Consider the following 19,513-nt stretch of genomic DNA (forward strand, 5'->3'; position numbering starts at 1 on the left):
GCCACTACCGGCTCGTGCCAGCCTGAGGCTTCGCCCGTCAGCGCTTCCCTGTGAATACGGCCGCCACTTCGGAAGGGGTAACTGACGCGATATTGAAATGCTTCCAATTGTGGATAGCAAGCCAAGAATCGCGTGTTTCGTCTATGCCATCGACCACAGCGACTCCATATGCAGGCCAAAGTAACTCGGCAACCCACTCGCAGGATGGCCCGATGTCCACGCCCGTCTCCGGAGCCGGAAGATGCAGGTCCTTCAAAGCGGTGGCGAGGGGCAAGACGCGGGCATCTGCGAGTTCCAAGGCCGACTCCCAAGAACTTATGTTTATGCTTTCCGCTTGATCGGAGACCTTCACTCGGAGCGAGTCGTCTAGCTTGATAGCACCTCGGATAGATGAGGTCCAGCTGATAGCGCTGCACATCCCTTTATCAACGTCCGGGCCGATTCCGTAGAGAAGTCCTCGGTCCAGGGACCCATTGAAATGCTCGCAGCTTGTTTCAGGCAGGTATACGCAGTTATGGCAGGCGGCTAGATTGCGGCCATCGGTTCCTGCCCCTGAGGACTCGATGCAGACGGGATCTGCCGAGCACCATTCCAGTCTGCGAAGACCATCTACTATCACCTTTGCGAGGATCTCGGTATCGGCCTGTGCAGCCAGGCCTCCGAGACTCCCCGCAGAATCGGCGGAAGCTGTGAAGATCAGCATGCCTGCAGAGTCCTCATCTACATACAAGCGCTCCCGAATTGAAGAAGTGGGGTATCCCGCATCCAAAGCTAGCTGGTCTATCAGCACGTGGGCCAACGTATGTATGGCCACCTTGATGATATCCACATCGGTTGTTTTCTGTTTACGCTGCGCCGCTGCCGCGCGTGCGTTGAAATCCAATTGGGCCTTTCGGCTTCGAACGAACGGCTGCTCAGCCCACTTTTGCAATTGGGCTCGATCGAGTGAGATGAATATTCCTTCGCCGATGTTCTCAACCGCGGGCAGCCAATTTACCCGGTCATTCTCGGGACTAAGAACGCAGGTCTTAACGTCCGGGTTATCCTCAGAGGGAGCCAGCAGCCTGGTGAAGCCGAATAGGGCTCGGACCTCCCGGAGCCGCGTAACGCGCCGAACCGCGGTAACCAGTGGCTGAATGCTCGGATCAACGTCAATAGGCAGACAAACGAAGTCACGACCGGGACCGTCTTCGCGGCCTTCCATTAGCGCCTCGAACTCCTGCCGCCGAAGCTCAGCCATGTCAGGAACGTCGTCGTCACCGCCGTGAAATTGACGTCTTACCTCGGCTAGAATCTGTTCGGGCGTGAATTTCGATCCGTGCTTTTTTGCGGTGGCCTTAATGACGAATTGGCCTTCGGGTCCAAGAACTTCAGGTTCTGACAAAATGTGAGCATCCTGCGCGACCGCTTTTGCAAGTGCCTCGGAGTACGGCGGTATGGAAATAACTGAAGAGATGGATGGAAACCAAACATTCGAGGCGCCGCGCTGAACAGTCCGAGGGGGCTTGATGCAGCCTTTCTGAGCGAAAGAGTGCCCGCCTAACCATAGACGACGTCCACTGCATCGCATAGGCCCGAAGGCGCCAGGAGCGAATGCATCGGCGAGACTGCGCTTTCGGCCGCATGAACAAGAAACCATCATGTCGCCGAGCGAGGAAGTACGGCCTAGTGCCTTCAGCGTGAGCTGGTGGTCGTCTGGAGCAGAAGCATAATAGTCACCATGGACCCAAAAGTGGTAGGGGAAGTCGTCTATGTGTCCGTCCTCGCACGTGATGATGAGACGGGAAGGAGTCAGCGCAGATTTCGGTTTGCAGAAGCCGCAAAAGGGTTCGTTCCACTTCGACTTGAGGCTATGAAGGTCGCCAAGTCGCCCGCACCTGCCGCAAGACTGGATGAATGGGAACCGGATAACCGGCACGGATCCTTGGCGCTTACTAGACGAGGGCAGGAACAGATCTGCGACGTGTAGGGCGCGCGCAAGTCGTGGTTCCGGCACCCGGGACAGCAGCTCTGTGTCCCATTGGTCCAAGCTCGCCACCATGAAACTAGCATTCTCGTCAGGAAGTAGCCCCCCGACGCCATAAGTGGACAGGAGTTGTGCCCTGCGGAGATTCAGATCATTCATTCGAAGATTCCTTCCGCAGGGGAACTTGCCGGAGAGGCGTGACAGCGTCAACGTCGCGCATGCTTTCCGGAGTGGCCCAGGGAGCTTGATCCATTGAGAAATTAAAGTTTTCTTGTTCTAAAGCTTGAGAATAGCGAATTAGTAAGGCATTTCCTGGATTCTTTTGATCTTCGTACTGCAGTGAAGCTTTCCCCGCTGCTTCTGCAGTCCACACGTCGATGAGGGTCCGAAGTTGTTCCCGGGTGGCTTCCGACTCCGATTCTGCGACCGATCTGCTTCGGGTAACTAACCGGTGCACTACGTCATCAACAATGTCTGTCTTTTGGGCAATGTAAGCAGCAGCCCCGGGGCCCGCCAACTCTGTCGTGAGCATGCGCACGGCGGATACAAGGACACCGTGAAGAGCCCGGTCGCGTGAGCGGGCGGCAAAGGGTGTCGCGCTCGTTGCCTCCACGGCTCGGTACATGGCCTGATGAAATGGAACGAACCCTTCAAAATGGGAGCGGTCTCGGGACTTGGATGAATTGAAAATAGTGACTACTAGGCCCGGATATTTTCGTCCGACCCTGCTTGTAGCCTGAATGTATTCCGCACTCGACTGGGGCTGGCCCATGACCGCCATGAGCCCTAGCCGATCGACATCCAGGCCGACGGAAATCATGTTGGTGGCGAGGACAACGTTCTCAACTCCATCCTGACCAAAACGAGTTTCAAGGTTCTTGAGCTGAGCTGGTATCAGGTTATTTGGCACGCGACTGGTAAGTTCGTTCGGGTGAGCTTCGCGCACCCTATCGGGCTGGCCGTCCCGAGAGGCTAACAGGCCGAGTCTGACGCGGACGTCGTCGCTCACCTGAAGATAAGCGCTTCCGAGCACACGCAGGCTATTGAAGTAGCCCATAAGGGTCCAGTACGGGTCTCGGTCTTCGTCCGTACCATCAATCCGAAGCCCCGAATTTAGCAAGGAGGCATAGACCCGGACCATCAATGTGGCGTGGCTCGTTCCTGAGGCCATGACACCGACGTATTCTCGGGTTCCGTATTCCTCACGCGGTGCTCGTTCGGCAAAGAACGAATCATCGGGCCGAAGACCGGGCGGTGGGAACAACGCTGATTGACGATCGAATACGGCATAGATCTGTTTTTCAGCGCGACGGATTGTCGCAGTTGACGCAATAATTTTGGGACGGCGAGTGGATTCCTCTGCCCCACTTCTCAGGGCATCGCTGGCCGCCAGATCGAATGCGGTCTCGTAGATACCAACTGTTGATCCAAGCGGTCCAGAAATCAGATGCAGCTCATCCTGGATGACAAGGTCAGGGCCGTAGTCCGTAGTTGTACCGCGACCGAAAAGACTGGCAATGGCACCGTTCCAAGCCATCTGCGCAAACTTGTCGACTGTAGCAATGACAAGTTCGGGACGTTCACGGTATATGTCGGAGTCGACGAGGTGGACAGGGAGACCAGATCTATACTCACACGAGTCATTTGGGCACCTAATTAGCATTCGCTGAATCGGCAAGTTGCGCACAGCGTAGTCCGCCTCCGACAGGACTCGCCCGCACCATGGGCAGGCTTTAAGCTGGACTGGATTTCCTTCGATCACATCCAGGCCCTGTGCGAGCTTACGTAGATTCCGCCGAGCAACGTCAGTGTTGTTAGGTGTCGCGCCAGCCCCCACCCACAGCCCTATGCTAAAGGGCTCAGAACCGAGGCCCTTGACCTCATTTCTCAAGTGCTCCAGGGAACAGATAAGCATGGCGGACCGCTCGAACTGCTGGATTGTCAGCAACCGGAGGGTGTAGCGCATAATGACTGCGACACCTTTGGCATCTGGATCGCGAAGGCGTCGGAGAATGATCGTGTAGGCGATAAGGCCCAAATACGCTTCCGTCTTCCCGCCACCGGTTGGGAACCACAAGAGATCAGCTACCTTACGCTCTCCGTGGCTCGTATCTGTAAGGGAAGGGAGATTCAGCAGGATAAATGCGATCTGGAACGGCCTCCAAGACTGATTGCCGTCTAGGACAAATGGCTCAACCGATTTTGCCCGGACCCAATCCTGTCGTGATCTCTGTATATGCATGGCTTCGTTAGCGAGCTGAAATGCTCTGAACGCTATTGCATCGTCGCGGAGTAGATCGATGCCTGCCTGTATCCGATCGGCAGCAGCGGAAGCTGCATCCAGGTGGCGCTCGGCCTTCGACCGAAGATGCTCGGGAACATCCTCATCGGCACTTGCCTGGATATCGAGCCCGGCGGATTTCGAGGCTATCCAGTCGCGGTACTCCCTAACCAGAAGCGAAAGTTGAGCCGTTACTTGATCAGAGGAGGCACTTGAGAGTAACCCGAACGACAAGTTGGCCAGGACGTCTCCCGTCATGGCGCGGGGCACTTCCTGCCGCGGGACGAATGTCGTCTCGGCACGTCTGCATAGTCCTTCGTGGACATCTTGTTCGAGCCATGTGGTGGCACATCCATGACCTGCCGCGAACATTCGTGCATTTCGGTACAGGAGTTGAGCTGTAACGACGTCGTCGTCATCAGCGAGACCGTCGTGAAGCCCCTGACGATCAAGGAGCGCGTGCGTGTTCGTCTCTACCTCCAGCCCTACCTGAAACCAACAGTTCGCGTCCCGGTCGCCTTCGGCAGGTTTGCTCAGGAGGTTCCTCAGCGCGATCGTCACAGTCACGGAGCCTTCGACTGGAGGCCGAACGAAAATGAAGAGCTCTAAAGCGCCAGCAACTAATGGCTCAGGGGCGGACGGAGGCGAGAGAAGACTAACGGAGATGGGTGCCAACGAAAGTTGATGCCGAGTCCATTGATCGACATTGCTATTCGAGGCTGGACCCTTGCGGGCGCCAACATCAGTCTCTTCTAGCAGACTACTCGTAGGCACGTAGCGTGCTGCCCTCGGGCGAATGGTCACCGTTTCTGCGAGGCTCAAGTTGACGGTGAACGTCATCCCGATGCTGGCTGGGTATGTCATCCGACTGCTGGCGACTGGACTGTCCAGGAGTTCCTCATCATCGCCGATAGCTGCAGCATCGTCCTCAGGAACTTCATCTTGGGCGTCGTCAGATTGTGGCCACAGGACGCCGGTTATGTACCGGTCCAAAGGTCGCTCGTCAAGTACCTCGTCGACTACGTCGGGGCCGTATAGATCTCGTACAAGTCGATCGATCATTTCTGATCTAAATGCATACTTTGAATCAAGGCTTGTCATTGGTTTGGCTCACTTCCAACTAGCTCGGGCGAGGCCCGAAAACCTAGGTACGAGCCACAAGCCCGACCTTCCGAGGCCCATCTCTTCCGTCTGTTCCGGGGCACCTGCCGCGCACTCAATGGATGCAACGCGCAAACCTGTAAGCCTCGATGGCCATTTGAACTCGCCCCATCGATAAAACACTTGTTTTACGTCGCGGCCAAACCGCTCTGTGGTTATCCCCAACGGAGCACCCTCCGCGGTCTGTAACTCGTAAAACGCCGGCTGATGCTCGTCAGCCTCACGGGTGAGGACTGCTTGGGCAGGAGTCCCTAGCGCCGTGCTTAATATGTTGTGCTGGACGGAAAGTCCTTCTAGCCCTGCCGAGGAATAGGGGGATGTGGCTCGGACGTCGGAAGAAAGCATTTCCATGCGTGCAACATAGTGATTCGGTCTCGAAAAACGTGATTCGGTCCATCGGCCGGTTGCCCGATGCTTCTTGGGGAACGTTCCCGCGGGCAAAATGAGTCTTGCGGAAAGGATCGAGTCGCTAGCTCTGCTCAACGCGACGTAGGTGAGGCGCGTCATCTCATCAAAGTCTCTTTCCGTCTCCGTCTTGACTCCGGATTCAATGAAGAGAACATGACCGTACTCCAGCCCTTTGGCCCGATGGACCGTCGACACTGTCAGCAGAGATTCTTCCCCGGCAGTAAGGACCATCGGGACGCTGCCTCCCAAGAGACGGCGGGCCAGTAGCCCAATATTTAGGGTTTCGGGGTCTCTCCAATTACCTTCGCACTGTTTTAGCGCCAACCAATCAGCTTCAGGTTCACATCGACCAGCGGCACAGATCTTAGCTGTAATGGTGTTCTGCGGATACTTTGTGGGCGCAAGATCATGGAGGGCACTCCAAATCCAGCTGGCGCAGCCCACTTCTTGGGATCTCCGCCGAACCGAGTGCGGCCAGCCTTCCGCGTCCATTTGCTCGCTGGCGACCAGGGCCTCATAGTTCGTTCTGCAGAGGATCGCACCTGTGTCAGGTGCCGGATCCAAAACCGAAGTGACCTCAAGGAACGAGCGGGATGTCGGCTCTTGAGAACGGAAGCGCTCGATGGCTGCAAACGCCGCTTCAGCATGATGCATGCTTTCGAACTCAACGTCACGCAGTCCATTACCAAGCAAGACTAAGTCCTGGGCCCTCTGGCTACGGGCCCGGTAGTTGACTCTTAGCTCGCGGCGTCTGGCGTCGAAATCGTCAAGGAGTTGACGCAGCAATTCCCTAGCCGAGGTCTTGTCGTCCGAGTCACTCAGCTGAAAATCGTAAATTCCCTGGAGTGGATCCCCCAAGAAAGTGAATCCTATCTCAGGGTCAGCCTCTTCGAGAATTGCAATAACCAGTTGAGCCCTATCACCCACGAGATCTTGGGCCTCATCCACGCATAAATGCTTTACTTCGGCAAGAAAGTCGGGCAACCCATGTTTCCTGAGAAGTTTGGTAGCCCTTTGAACTCGTTTGTCGAAGCTGAGTCCGCGAAAATTATCGTCTTCGTCCAAATCAAACAGAACTGCCGAGGCCAGGGAGTCGAAGGTTCTAATGGACACTTGTTCCGCAACCGCTGCTGCGGCCCGGTTGCGGGCGGCTTCGACTGCGGCGCGCGAAAAACTTAGGACCAAGATTTGGTCCGCGGGGTTTAACCCATCGATCTCGACTAGATACTCAATGCGCGATATGAGAACTTGCGTCTTGCCCTGGCCTGCACCGGCAATTACATATTGTCTATCATTCGACGGGGCGAAGGCTACCGATTTCTGACTTTCATCCAGTTCGAAGGCATTCATGAGTCACGGTTCCACAGATAGTCAAAATGATTGAAAGCTAGCTTTTCCCCGAACTGATCTATATTGTCATTCACATTTACGATGAGTACCTCATCGCTCCCACCATTCATGGGTCCACGTAAACCTCGGCCGATCATCTGGAGGTACTTGTTTGGTGCAAAAGTTGGCCGACAAACATAAACCGCGCCGACTTTTGGTGCATCGAAGCCCTGAGAAAGAACGTCAAAATTGGTGAGGACCCGGATTTTTCCATTTCGAAAATCTTCGATTTGACGCCGTCTATCCGCCGGATGAGTTTTCGAGGAGATTGCGGCTGCAGATATGCCCTCTGCCGCGAGAGTCGCTGCGAGAGCCTCAGCATGGTCGACTGAGGCTGCGAAGACTAGAGCAGTCTGGCTCGAGGCGATGCTCTTGACGTGGTCAAGGATCGCATCGTTGCGGTCCTTGTTTCGGGCAACCGCATCGAAGTCAATGCGAGTTTCAAGCATCGCGCTCGTTGAGCGTCCTGGAAGCGTCGCTCCAGCCGTGAGCTTGAGTTGAATACCCTCAAGTGATTCATGACGGACGCCTGCTAGCACTCCCGCATCCTGAAGATAGGTGTGGGCATGTTCCGTATCAAACTGCGATGGAACGAGCAACTGTCCGTCGAACCGCTTCACGAGACGTTGGGTCTCGTTCTCGTTGACTCCTCTATAGGGCGTAGCGGAAAGGCCAATAACCGGCTTTCCGCGATCGGCGTTAGTGCGCCCGAACGCTCTAAAAACCTCGGTGTAAGAGGGTGCTATCGCTCCATGTGCTTCATCGATGATCAATGTGTCGGCGTCGAAAAGCCATTCGTAGTCAGCTGCCCGAGTTTCTACGATGCTGCCCAGAGTTTGAATGGTCGCGACTACGACGTGCATCCTCGTTTCCTCTGGCTTGGCATCGTTACTGTCCCAAAGTCTGCTCACAGCCAAGCGTTCTCCGGGTATGCCGCCCGCCTGCCAGACGTAGAGCCACGCCTCAACCGCTTGATCGCAAAGTTCCTTCGTATGGGCGACCCAAACAACCAACTGAGGCTTCGTGGTGGTTGCGGCGTGAGCGATGACCGAGTCGACGGCGACACGAGTCTTTCCGGCGCCCGTGGGTAGCTGAACAATTGCGCGTGACTTTCGTTTGCCCGCCAATACCTCTTGGATCTGTATACCGACGTCGACTTGATAGTCGTGCATTGGGCTTAAGTGTATAGGCCCGACAACTTCTTCTCTCGGCGGCTTTTTTCCACCGCTGGAGGTCGGAAAGTAGTCCTCCGATATGCCGAGACTCTTTAGGAACTCCCGTGCGGCTGCATTGCCGCTGAATTGGGCCGGAGTTTGGATTCCCTGCTCGTCCAAAAAGGGCTTGATCTTCTTGAAGAGGCTGGCTCCGTGCAAAGTGCTCGCGAGCCCGGCAAGTTTCTTTCCAGTCAGCTTCTCATCCGTTCGATGGTCCAGCATTTGGAAGACATGGGGAGGGATAAGGTCGCGTATGGCCTGTTCGCCGACGAGTGCCACAAGCTTCTCGTCGTCGTCAGTCAGCTTGGCTATCTCCTTGAATCTGCGGACTCTGTCCGCTTCGGCCGCAGCAGCCTTGGCGGCCTTGAGAACATTGGTGGCTGTGGACCGCTTGCCCCGGGCCTCCAGTAGTGCCTGCAGCCATCGTTGGGGTGTCAAGTGTGAACGGAAGAAGAAGGTCTGGTCATCCATGTGAGTTTCCAGAGACCGTTCACTCCTATGTTCATCAGTGTCATTGACAGTGACGAACGCCAGATGAGAGCAGGGAACCAGCTCGACCTTTGAAGCGCCGCTGAAGGGAATGTGGATATAAGGAATCCTTTCCCCAAGTTTCTGGCGCGGACCTTCTTCAGTGAAAGTCAGTTGTGTGGTAAATGCGACGCTGACAGTAGGAAGTTTCCAAACGTTTTCCAGGGCAGCATTCAGTTCGCTATTGTCTGTGAAGATGACGGCAGCGCCGCGGTTCTCGGCGTAGTGCCGGTATGTAGCTTCGTCGAGCGCGAGGGTTGCATCGCGGAACGGAAGTTCAGTGAGCCCCTCTCTCGTTTCTACACGTACTAGTTTCGGGCTCGGCATATGTTTAACCGCCGCGACGCCGTAAAGCTGGTGAAGATGGGGGATACTCAGCCTTGCTGCGGCCAATCTGTATATATGAGACCAATTGAATCTTGCGGGATCCGATTGGAGTCGGAGGAGGGCGGCGGCTTCGGGGTCAGTTGGCGTGGGGAGAAAACCACTCGGTATGCCGGCAACCGGCCCGACGGCATGAAGCGCGTCAATGAGCCCTAGAGCCGTGTCAACCACGCCGAACTGTGAGGCCCACCAAAGATCAGGGTCATCAACCTGGATGTCCGCAACGTATTGGTTGCTGACTGCCACCACCACAGGGTAGTGTCGGCTGCGCAGGATTTGCTTCGTGGCATGTAGCCGGGCCTCCTTGCTAGCGTTGGTAAGAAGTTCAAGTTTTGCGACAGCGAACGCAGGCGCGAACTTCAGATGAATTCCAGATACTGGTGTGGGCGAGCCAACGAACCGATTTTGGATCGCTTTTCCCTGTGCCTCTCGCCATTGCCGATATAGGGGTCCGGAAGTGGTCTGAGCAGGCTGGCTGAGGTCCGTCTTGATTCCAAGTTGCCTGAGGAGTTCCACGTCGGCCGCATGGAACGTGCCGTCTACAACGAGGTTGCTATCTCCGGTGCCGTTAGCGGGAAACATTCCACCGCGGCGCCATACATCAGACGCTCTACGCCAGATACCGTCTTCGCAGCGAACAGGAACAGAGAGCTCAGGAAAGGCATCCTGCAACTGAATCACCATTTGGGGTGCAGGTACAGAGCGAGCTAACCGCCACATGCTGCTCTTCGCCTCATCATCCAAACTGTCTGTCAGCACCAGCGCCACGACCTTGCGCAGCTGACCTTGTGCGTCAAGAAGCCCTATACCTAGTGTCCTCAGATACTCGCGTACATTCTTGACTGCGAGTAATTCAATGGATACGAGGTTTTCAGCGTTGTCGTCGTCATCAACGGGAATAAAGATCGAACTTGTGAGTGGCTTCTGGCGACTGCCGTCACCAGCCAGGACGATTTCTGCCTGCCGCATGTCAGCCCAGAGTTCAGGGTGAGACTTGTTTATGGCGACTGCAATTTCAAGAGCACTTGCAAAGTCCTTGAGTGAACCGGAGTAAACGACTTCCTCCAGCCATTCCACGACAGTTGCTCGTTCGACTTTGGCGATGCCGAGGAGACGTTCGAGAGTGGCATTGCGATCCCTGGTGGCGAAAGTGGTTCGATGCGCCCAGGGGCGACCGCGCGGAACGGCGGCATCCCACAATGCCTCTATTTTTCCAGCGTCTCGAAGGTCGGGGGCGATCCGGATCTCACTTGCCAGCCGAAGTTCGCCGGATAGGTTTGGCACGAAACTCATCGAACCAACCGCCTGCATGACTGGGTTGTTGAGGACCTCATCCGCCCAGGAGCGTGCCTCGATTGGTCGAAAACGGGCTGGAAGAATATCGAGGATACTTCCGGGATCATCGATGTCAGTTAGGTCGGGAAGTGCTGCGGCAACAATGCGTGGCAATGTTACTTTGAGGATTTCCTCATTGTACCGCCCGGCTAACATGTTTTGTCGGTCCTCATTTAATTTGAAGGCCGCATTCACGATACCGCTGAGTGAAGTGAAAGTAGGAGTTGGAAAGTAGTTCCAAAACTGACCCGGTCGCTTTCCTCTATTCTTTCGAGGGACTGCCCAACTCACTTGCAGGCTGGAACGAGCGGCAATAGACCCGGCCTCCCTCATGGCTTCAGCGGTAGGCTGGTGCGGGAAGCTGAAGACATCCCAGATGACTTCCTCACCACCAGCGGCGAGCAGCCTTACCTCGCGGCCATTCCTAGATGCCGTCCAGGACGACTTTGATCCTGTGCGACGGTTGTCAAGCTCAAGCGACTTTATCTGCTCGGAAAAGAGCATAAATTCAGGCGGAAAAACTTCAAACTCATCGTCAAGCCAAACAAAACCCTCCCGGAGAGGCAACCGCACGATTGTGGTCGCCCACTCCATCAGCTCTGCCAGCACATGATCACCCTTGGCTGGCTCGGCCGGGTCAAAGGCTTCTGCCAGCCGCAATACTGGGAAGTACTTTTGGCCAGGAAGCGCTGCAGAGATAGAACGCCGGGATTTCTCTCGATCCCAGCGCACGGAGACTGTACGGCTGATGATCTCCGGTCGGTCGCTGACTTGCAGAACCGATTTGAAGCCCAACCCAAATCGGCCTATCTTGTCGTCACGTTTCTGAGAAGAGTGCGACATGAACAGCGCCTCCAGGCCGGGCTTATCCAACGGGGTTCCCTCGTTAGCGCAATAGAGGGTATCTTCCGTAAGAATGAGGCATATCCGGCCGTTTGTGCCTTCCATTGCGTCCGCTGCGTTCTGGACGAGCTCATGTAGCTGCTTGCGCCCATATCCACTCTCAACGGTGCTTCGCTCGATGTTGTCGTGCTCGCGCGCCAAATTCGGACGGATCTTGTAAGCCTCCAGGGCAGCCCGGGCATCTTCGGCGACCCACGTCCCCAAGTTGCCTGTCGGACTCTCCCACGCTGACAATTTCTCCAAAATGTACCCCCATATCGACCCTGCCCCGGCGGCGTATCAGGGTAGATCCTCGATTCGCTTCTACGGTTCTACCACTAGGGGCCGCCAAACCAAGACACGTGTCCAAACTCCGGCACTTCTAGAGGAATCTTTCGAGAAGGAGTCGTCCGATGGCGGCGCCAAGTGCAGTGGGTACAGCGTTCCCGATCTGTTTGGCGATGGCAGTTTTCGAGCCGACCCACAGTCTGTCGTCAGGGAATCCTTGCAACTTAGCCGCTTCTAGGTGAGTGATAGCTCGGTGCTCAGTGGGGTGGAGGTACCGTCCTTTCTCGGGTTTGAAGAACTCTGTCCGCACGGTTACCGAGGGCCGGTCCCAATGCATGCGCCCCATCACGTCTGCTGAACCAGTTTTGTGTTCTTTCCAGCAACGAGCAAGCAAAGATTCCGGCAAATCAAATCGGTTTCCGCCAGCGGGTATATGCACAAATCTATTCAGGGAGAGCTCTGCGTAGTCCCGGCTGAGGTGTAGCTCCGAGGTGCGAAAGGGTCCAGCGAGGGTTCGGCCCGCGTACTGCATTGAACGAGAAGGCAGGAGCGTGTCTGTCACTTGGCGCTTAATGCCTTTCAGCGCCTTTCGAACAGTCTGATGCTGGCCAATATGAGTAGGAGCTGGAAATCCGGGAAAAGGGAGATCCCTCCTGTGGCCGATCAAAATTGCTCTCTTCCTGGACTGAGGAGCACCATAGTCAGCCGAGTTGAGCACGCGCCACTGAAAGTCGAAGTCCTCGATAAGGCCTCCCTTGGTCGTTGCGTCTCTGAAGTCTTGAAGTTGCTGAGACTTACTAAACGCCGGCACATTCTCCACGACGAAGTACTTGGGATTGGCCCGCGAAAGCGCATGAGCGTAGGGCTGCCACAGTTGATTTCGCACATCCTCGGGATCCTGCTTTCCGAGTTGGGAGAAACCTTGGCAGGGGGGGCCGCCCACTACCACATCAACTTGTGGGACCTCTTCTGAAACGAGCCAATCCTGGATGGGGCCAGCGTAAACCTTCTCACCGAACGTAGCAGCGAAGGAAGCAGCAGCTGCTGGTTCGAACTCGACGGCTCTCTCAGTAACGAAACGACGAGATGCAGCATAGAAACCCTGGGTCAATCCGCCTGCGCCAGCGAAGAGGTCCAAAACTGTAACCGACGTGGCGGTTTTATTGCGCTCATACGGCGCTGCTGGACAGGCGGAAACATTAGTCATGGTGCATCAAGAATATCGGTCCGGGTGGGCTGGCCAGGCCTCGCCGCAAGCGGGTCGTGTCGCTGGAAGTAACTATGAGCAGGACGAAGACAGATCCAACTATTGCCAGACGTTCGGGGAGATCGCCACTGAAGGTGATGTTGCCGTCGTCGATGGTTTCCAGATGACCGTGCAGGTGCATGCCTCGGCGGCCGAGTTCACGGAGGTAGATGCTGTGCCGCCGTCGGTGCCGGAGAGCAGGGGATTTGGGGCGAAGCGACGGGAGAGGGCACCGCCTCGAGTCTAAGGCGTAGACGCCGTTGTTGGGGCTGTGTTTGCCAGTATTAGGCGTCCAGTAGATGGGGTCGTGGCCACGGTATAGGTGAGGGGTGCCTAGGACATGGCCGAGACTGAAAGGTGATTTAGCAGGCGGGCCTGGACTTCTTTCGCGATCTGCCCGCCCGTTTGTGCCTTTCCCACGGTGAGGACTGCCCGTCATGGAGTCGCCGCGGGTTGTACGAGCGCGCACGAGGTGATTGTGTTCGCCGCAGCCACCAGAACTGCCCGTCACATATTGACTGTGACGCGCCTCACCGTCACACTAAATGAACGCTATTCATTTCACTATCCCAAGACCAGAGGCGTCCACCACGCGCCCTGAGCCACCCCAGCACTTCAGGATCTCGGTGACCCCGTAGATCCCGTTGCCGCTACGAAGTTCTGCAGCGTCGCAGCTTCCAAGCACACACCAGCATCAGCACCAAGGATTCCCAATGACCCCCACCTTTGAAACTGATACACCGGCAGGCGAGAAGCCCGTGGGGCTGGCCTCCGCCCAAGCGCCCTCCCAAGGTTGGCGCCGAGTCCTCGGCGTTCCATCCCTGGTCTTGCTGGGCTTGGTCTACATGGTGCCGCTGACGATCTTCAGCACCTACGGCATCGTCGTCGAACTGACTGGCGGGCGGCTATCGGCTGCCTATGCAGTGACCTTGGTGGTCATGCTGTTCACGGCCCGCTCGTATGGCCGGATGTCGCAAGCGTTCCCGTTCGGGGGATCCGCATACACCTATGCAACCCGATCCTTCGGGCCAGGCCTTGGCTTCATGGCCGGATGGTCGCTCCTGCTGGACTATCTGTTGCTGCCGATGATCAACTACCTGCTGATCGGCATCTACATGGAAGCCGCATTCCCGGCTATCCCGGCCTGGGTATTCATGATCGTCTCGATTGTGGCTGTGACCGCTTTGAACATCCTCGGCATTACTGCAATTGCGAAGGCCAACTTTGTGGTGGTGGGTCTCCAGGCGCTCTTCATCGTGTTGTTTGTGGCACTGGGGCTTTCCTCCATCACAGGCACCGGCAGTGTTGATCTACTGGCGCCCTTCACCGGGGCCGAAGGTGCAGAAGGACTCTCGCCCGTCTTCGCCGGCTCCGCCATTCTCTGCCTCTCCTACTTGGGGTTCGACGCCGTCTCAACCTTTGCGGAGGAAACAAAGGACCCGAAGCGGAATCTGCCCCGCGCCATCATGATCACCACCATCTTTGCCGGCATGATATTCCTGGGACTCGCGTACATCAGCCACCTGGTTCTCCCCGTCAGCACCTTCAACGACGTGGACTCGGCGGCCATCGAGGTTATTGGCGCGGCCGGCGGAGAGCTGCTCGTGGCCTTCTTCACGGCCGCCTACATTGCCGGCAGTCTCGGATCAGCGTTGACCTCCCAGGCCTCGGTCTCGCGGATTATTCATTCGATGGGCCGCAGCGGAGTGTTCCCTGCAGCTTTGGGCCGGCTGCACGCCCGCTTCAGCACCCCTGTGCTGCCCATCCTGCTGACCTCCGCCGTGTCGCTACTGGCTTTCGTGTTGGACCTGCTGACGATTTCCTCGCTGATCAGCTTCGGTGCCCTGGTCGCGTTCTCCGTGGTCAACCTGGCCGTGATCAAGCACTACTACTTCGACCAAAAGGCCCGAGGAGCTCACGGCGCGATCCACAACCTCGTGCTTCCCGGCATTGGGTTTGTGCTCACGATCTGGCTGTGGACCAGCCTGAGTGGGCTGTCCTTCACCTTCGGTTTGATTTGGGCAGGTGTGGGATTGGCCTACCTGGCATTCCTGACGCGAGGGTTCCGGAAACCGGCGCCACAGCTGGACCTGAAGGAAGCCTAGGGTTCCTGAGAGAAAGCTCAGAGGATTTTCGTCAGCCTGGTCATTCCTCCCACAGCCAGTCTGGGACCGGAGACGTTAGGCTTCTTGGACGACATCGTAGGGGGAACGATTCTGAAAATGACTACTGCACGTAAGCTCCGCATATTGAACATTGCATCCACAGTCCTGTTGATGACCGTCGTGATTTTGCAGTCCACTCAAGTGATCAGCATGTTCTGGGGTATGGCGCTCCTGGTACTCATTGGGGTCCCGACGACGGTCGCTTGGGTGATTCTTGAGCGGCGCCAGGGCGCCGAGAAGATGAGGGGCGGGGCGTAGCTCTTCTTGACGACGGGCAGCAGGGGAGGGACCCCGACATGGGGCTGCCTCAAGGACAGATCGCGACCGGTCAGATAAGGCGAGTCTGACGGGGGTCCCGGGAATTCCACTCGTCGGACAAGAAGAACTCTCTCAATCCAGCTGCAGCACCACCGACGAGGCTCGGTTCTTGCCCTGCCAAGTCGAATAGCGGCAGGTAGCCTTTTTGCTTTGCTAAGAAGTTGGCGAGGTCCAAGTTAGGTTCGTCCCTTGGAGAAACGGGTTCGCCTTGAAGCAGCCGTTCCGCGATTAGTTCACAGCCGGAGACCTGGATGATGACCATCAGCTCAAAGTCCCTCAACTCATGGTTGATCCAGATGCTCTTCAGCTGGAGGGGACCATACGTTGTTTCCCCTGCCCGGTATTCGCTGCTGGCCATGGTCTCCTGCTTCCAAGTCTCGGATGTAAGAACACTCTGCCCTACAAGCGGTCTGAAGCCCTGCAAACTGAACCGATTCCGCCCTCCAGACCGCTCGGCGGGAAACATCCAATGGATAAATATTTCCCAGCACTAGCTATCTGCTCAGAACTCTGTAGACTTGACGGTGTTGTTGTGTTTGGCATTTGGTAGTTCAGGCAGTCCCCACGGTCCCTCTGGATCGTGACCTTCTGAAGTAACGGTGGAGAACACCCCACACCGGAGACCCGAAAGTCGGGAGTATCTCCACCTTCAGTAAGGACTGAAAAAAATGGCTACAGGTACCGTGAAATGGTTCAACTCCGAAAAGGGCTTCGGCTTCATCTCTCCTGAAGATGGCAGCCAGGACGTTTTCGCTCACTACTCCGCGATCAACTCCTCGGGCTACCGCTCCCTCGAAGAGAACCAGAAGGTTTCCTTCGACGTCGAGCAGGGCCCCAAGGGTCCCCAGGCAGTAAACATCCAGGCTATCTAGTCTTCGGATAACAAAGAAGCAGGGCCGGTCATTGACCGGCCCTGCTTTTGTTTGCCCTCATGCAGGGGATCCCGGCCTTGCAATAGCTACCAGTTCCGTCCGGAAGGCGGAGTAGCCAGTCTGTGTTAATCAGCTAAGGGGCTCACGTGGCCGCTGAATAGAACATAACTTCTATTGATCATTCTCTAGTTCGAACACATATCCACATAGCGAATTACACCCATGTAACTCTCGCTCAGCCCTCCGTAGCGTTGGAGATAATCCACCCACAGAGCTGAGGGAGCATCCCATGGAGCACCTGATTTCCGAGCAGCCCCACCACCTAGACGAGTCTCGCCACCACCTAGATTTGCCCAAATCACCACCTAGATGGACCCAAATCGGCCTGTGCAAGGCCGTTTTGCCACCTAGTCCCGTTTTCTCGATCTAGCCTGCGAAGTGAGCCGCATGTCGGGCATCCACAGAAACAGAAGGTTGGGTCGAGTGTTCGATTCTGAGGTTCAGCGAATCCTCGACTTTGTCGCACGCGGAATCGGCGTGCGGGTCGTCGGTGCGCCGGGCAGCGGCAAAACGTCCGTGGTCCGCAGCGTCATGAGCAATCTGGAAAAGACCGGAGTAGCCGTTCACTTCATCACCGGACTGCGCACGCACCGCACCCTCCCGTACTCGGCCATCAAAGGACTCGGGCTGGACTTGAGGCCTGGCCGGAGCGGCGTCTTCGACATCGCCGACGTGCTGACCAGCCAACTGGCCACCAACGGGAAGCACCTGCTGGTGGTCGATGACCTCCACTTGGTGGACAGCGAATCACTGGCGGTCCTGGAGGCGGTTCGACGCCGATCCACTTGCCCCATGGTTGCCACGGCGCCCGAAACCTGGGCCTTCTCCAAAGGGCAGTTGGCTATCCTCAACAACGGCCGCGAGGCGCACCTGCAACTGGACCCGCTCCACTACGAGCAGGTTCACATGCTGATCGCACAAGTCCTTGGTGCACCGGCAGACGCAGACACCACAGCCCGGATACTCACCAAGTCCGCCGGGAACCCGCGGCTCGTCGTGCGGATCGCGGAAACGGCGTCCCTGAGCAACCTGCTGGTCATGAAGGACAAGCAGTGGTCCATGGCCACCAACACCCTCTGGAACGAGCACTTGCGGGGGACTCTCGAGTCACTCCTGGCAGAGCTCAGTGCCGAAGAGTTCACAGCGCTGCACACCATGGCGATCCTCGGCACAGCCCGCGTGGACGTCCTGCAAAAGGTCATCGAACCCGACGCCCTGGAAGGTCTCGAACGCAGGGGATTCCTCTCCATCATGGACGATCACCACAACGGCTCCATCGCCGCCATCAGCCCACCCGTCATCGCTGACTACTTCCGCGGCAACAAGAACCTCAGGGACCGGAAACTGTTGCGACGCAAAATCGCCGGGGTCCTCGAGGCCGCGCCGCGGGCAGAGCAGGACAATCAGACAACGGCAGACTGCCTCGTTCGGGTCCTGGCTACCCTTCGTTTGGAAAAGGGCGACGGCGACGCCGTCACCGCCCGCCACTTCCACGACCACAATGCTGACCGTGAACGTATCCGCTTCGAGCGATGGGAAGCCAACAAGTCTGCCGCCAACGCTGCCTCCCTGCTGCGGATCTATTGGGGCGCTCCTGTGGACGTCCACCGGGCAGCCCGCGTCTGCAGCGAAACAACAACGTCCGACGCCGACCCCAAGGACGTCCTGTTTGTCACCATTACCCGCGCCATGCTCGCCGTACACACCGGGCAAGGCCCAGGTGCCGCCGTCGACATCATCCAAAAGTTCGCAGACGATAACCCGCACCATGCCTCGGAAGCCGCCCATGCGATCACTTTCCTGAGCGCTTCCCATGGCAGGGTCCCTGTGGACTCGTCAACAAGCGAGCTCGAAGGCAAACCGTCAGGGATGGGCAGCTTGGTCCACGGGCTGCTGGAGCTCTACCGCTTCAGGCCAGCTGCAGCCTACGACACCGTCGAAGGTCAGAACGATGACGACGCCTTCCCTCACCTCCGCCCCTTCATTAGGGGTTTCGCGCTGTTCGCTTCCGGACGCATCGAGGAATCCCTCGTCTTTGCTCTGGACTGGCGGGCCGAAGCACGCAAGAACCTGGACCAATTCGGGGTGGTCACCAGCAGCTACATCGCTGCGCACGGATTGCTGTACCGCGGGCACTTTGAAGAAGCGGAGTACCTCATGAGCAGTGTCTTCGCCATGGGGCGGCCAGGCTTCGTGGTGGACACACTCTACGACGCGATGCTGCGGCTTGCGGGGCTCCGCCACGCAACCACTGCCACGCCGCCGGCCCTTTCAATTGCCGCGCAGGCGCGGACAGACGTGCCCGACGTCGGACCCTTGCCCGGCATTGGCAAAGGAGCCTACGAACTGATTGCCCATGACAGCGCGCAACCTTCGACGTTCGACCGCAAAGCCGCGAAACTCATCAGACGCCAGCTGAAGAGCGGCTACGTTCTGGAAGCCATGATGACGGCGCTCCTCTGCACGTGTCTGAACCCGGGGCGTCCAGTTCTGGACCTGCTGCAGAAGATCCTGCGGGACAGCGGCGTCACGGTTCATGGTCAACTCATTGGCATTGCTACCGCCGTGGTTGAAGGGGACCACCAGCTCCTTGGACTGCTGCTGAAGCACTACGAATCGGACATCGACACCTATCAGGTGGGGATGATTCTCCGGGGCGCACTCAAGAGACACGTCATTGAAGGGGACACTGCCGCAGCCGACGCTATGGCTCAGGCCTCGTCCATGTTCGCCGTCAGGTTCCCGACAGCCAACGAACAACTCTCCTTCAACTCGTTCAGGACCACGCCACTGACCGAACGGGAGATCGAGGTTGCCGTCCTGGCGGGCCATCGCACCAACGTCGAGATTGCGGAACATCTGGGCATAAGCGCCAGGACGGTGGAAAACCACATCTCCAACGCGCTGCGCAAGACGGGTGCGACGTCCCGCAACGGACTCTTCATGCTCGTCGGGAATTCACTTCCGCCGCGAGGAGCCGGGATAAGCTGAAACCAATTCTCCCAACGCCGGTCTC

At 57.2% G+C, this 19,513-nt stretch carries 11 protein-coding genes; 5 read left to right on the plus strand and 6 right to left on the minus strand.

The window, feature by feature from the left end; all coding sequences use genetic code 11:
* Nucleotides 1-37: 37 nt before the first annotated feature.
* The 5 genes from drmB to ACIQLI_RS11490 form a co-directional block, all read right to left on the minus strand.
* Nucleotides 38-2,125 carry a DrmB family protein gene (drmB, locus tag ACIQLI_RS11470; RefSeq protein WP_400388314.1) on the minus strand — a complete coding sequence of 696 codons (2,088 nt, stop codon included), beginning with the start codon at nucleotides 2,123-2,125 and terminating at the stop codon, nucleotides 38-40.
* Nucleotides 2,118-4,814: a helicase-related protein gene (locus ACIQLI_RS11475; protein WP_400388317.1), complete on the minus strand. Its 2,697-nt coding sequence runs from the start codon at nucleotides 4,812-4,814 to the stop codon at nucleotides 2,118-2,120. Before ACIQLI_RS11475 ends, drmB begins: the two co-directional genes overlap by 8 nt.
* 543 nt (nucleotides 4,815-5,357) lie before the next feature.
* Complete coding sequence (locus tag ACIQLI_RS11480; protein WP_400388320.1) at nucleotides 5,358-7,166, minus strand: UvrD-helicase domain-containing protein; 1,809 nt, start codon at nucleotides 7,164-7,166, stop codon at nucleotides 5,358-5,360.
* Nucleotides 7,163-11,812, minus strand: coding sequence for a sacsin N-terminal ATP-binding-like domain-containing protein (locus ACIQLI_RS11485; protein ID WP_400388323.1), 4,650 nt, complete (start codon nucleotides 11,810-11,812; stop codon nucleotides 7,163-7,165). The genes ACIQLI_RS11480 and ACIQLI_RS11485 overlap by 4 nt, the downstream gene beginning before the upstream one ends.
* Nucleotides 11,813-11,930: 118 nt before the next feature.
* On the minus strand, nucleotides 11,931-13,043 hold the full coding sequence (locus ACIQLI_RS11490) for a DNA cytosine methyltransferase (RefSeq protein ID WP_400388326.1): 1,113 nt from the start codon (nucleotides 13,041-13,043) through the stop codon (nucleotides 11,931-11,933).
* Between ACIQLI_RS11490 and ACIQLI_RS11495 the strand changes: the two genes are divergently transcribed.
* The 3 genes from ACIQLI_RS11495 to ACIQLI_RS11505 all read left to right on the plus strand — a co-directional run bounded on the left by ACIQLI_RS11495 (nucleotide 13,042) and on the right by ACIQLI_RS11505 (nucleotide 15,505).
* Nucleotides 13,042-13,329 (plus strand): hypothetical protein, encoded by a 288-nt coding sequence (locus ACIQLI_RS11495; protein WP_400388329.1) that lies wholly within the window; start codon nucleotides 13,042-13,044, stop codon nucleotides 13,327-13,329. The two genes, ACIQLI_RS11490 and ACIQLI_RS11495, sit on opposite strands and share 2 nt — an antisense overlap.
* A gap of 466 nt (nucleotides 13,330-13,795) precedes the next feature.
* On the plus strand, nucleotides 13,796-15,187 hold the full coding sequence (locus tag ACIQLI_RS11500) for an APC family permease (RefSeq protein WP_400388332.1): 1,392 nt from the start codon (nucleotides 13,796-13,798) through the stop codon (nucleotides 15,185-15,187).
* Nucleotides 15,188-15,304: 117 nt separating this feature from the next.
* Nucleotides 15,305-15,505 (plus strand): hypothetical protein, encoded by a 201-nt coding sequence (locus tag ACIQLI_RS11505; RefSeq protein ID WP_400388335.1) that lies wholly within the window; start codon nucleotides 15,305-15,307, stop codon nucleotides 15,503-15,505.
* A 70-nt stretch (nucleotides 15,506-15,575) separates the two neighbouring features.
* Here ACIQLI_RS11505 and ACIQLI_RS11510 read toward each other — a convergent pair whose 3' ends face one another.
* Nucleotides 15,576-15,923, minus strand: coding sequence for a hypothetical protein (locus ACIQLI_RS11510; protein WP_400388338.1), 348 nt, complete (start codon nucleotides 15,921-15,923; stop codon nucleotides 15,576-15,578).
* A gap of 310 nt (nucleotides 15,924-16,233) precedes the next feature.
* Between ACIQLI_RS11510 and ACIQLI_RS11515 the strand changes: the two genes are divergently transcribed.
* Together ACIQLI_RS11515 and ACIQLI_RS11520 are read left to right on the plus strand one after the other, a co-directional pair.
* Entirely contained in the window at nucleotides 16,234-16,437 is a 204-nt protein-coding gene (locus ACIQLI_RS11515; protein WP_011773907.1) for a cold-shock protein, read from the plus strand.
* Nucleotides 16,438-16,920: 483 nt separating this feature from the next.
* Nucleotides 16,921-19,488, plus strand: a complete 2,568-nt coding sequence (locus ACIQLI_RS11520) for a LuxR C-terminal-related transcriptional regulator (RefSeq protein WP_400388341.1) — start codon at nucleotides 16,921-16,923, stop codon at nucleotides 19,486-19,488.
* Nucleotides 19,489-19,513 lie beyond the last annotated feature (25 nt).

The organism is Paenarthrobacter sp. NPDC091669 (genome assembly GCF_044756725.1).
Taxonomy (GTDB): Bacteria; Actinomycetota; Actinomycetes; order Actinomycetales; family Micrococcaceae; genus Arthrobacter; species Arthrobacter bambusae_C.

Coding starts and splice junctions, on each gene's coding strand:
- ACIQLI_RS11495 (WP_400388329.1), top strand. CDS start 13,042: ATGGTGCATCAAGAATATCGGTCCGGGTGGGCTGGCCAGGCCTCGCCG.
- ACIQLI_RS11505 (WP_400388335.1), top strand. CDS start 15,305: ATGACTACTGCACGTAAGCTCCGCATATTGAACATTGCATCCACAGTC.
- drmB (WP_400388314.1), bottom strand. CDS start 2,125: ATGAATGATCTGAATCTCCGCAGGGCACAACTCCTGTCCACTTATGGC.
- ACIQLI_RS11490 (WP_400388326.1), bottom strand. CDS start 13,043: ATGACTAATGTTTCCGCCTGTCCAGCAGCGCCGTATGAGCGCAATAAA.
- ACIQLI_RS11480 (WP_400388320.1), bottom strand. CDS start 7,166: ATGAATGCCTTCGAACTGGATGAAAGTCAGAAATCGGTAGCCTTCGCC.
- ACIQLI_RS11515 (WP_011773907.1), top strand. CDS start 16,234: ATGGCTACAGGTACCGTGAAATGGTTCAACTCCGAAAAGGGCTTCGGC.
- ACIQLI_RS11510 (WP_400388338.1), bottom strand. CDS start 15,923: ATGGCCAGCAGCGAATACCGGGCAGGGGAAACAACGTATGGTCCCCTC.
- ACIQLI_RS11500 (WP_400388332.1), top strand. CDS start 13,796: ATGACCCCCACCTTTGAAACTGATACACCGGCAGGCGAGAAGCCCGTG.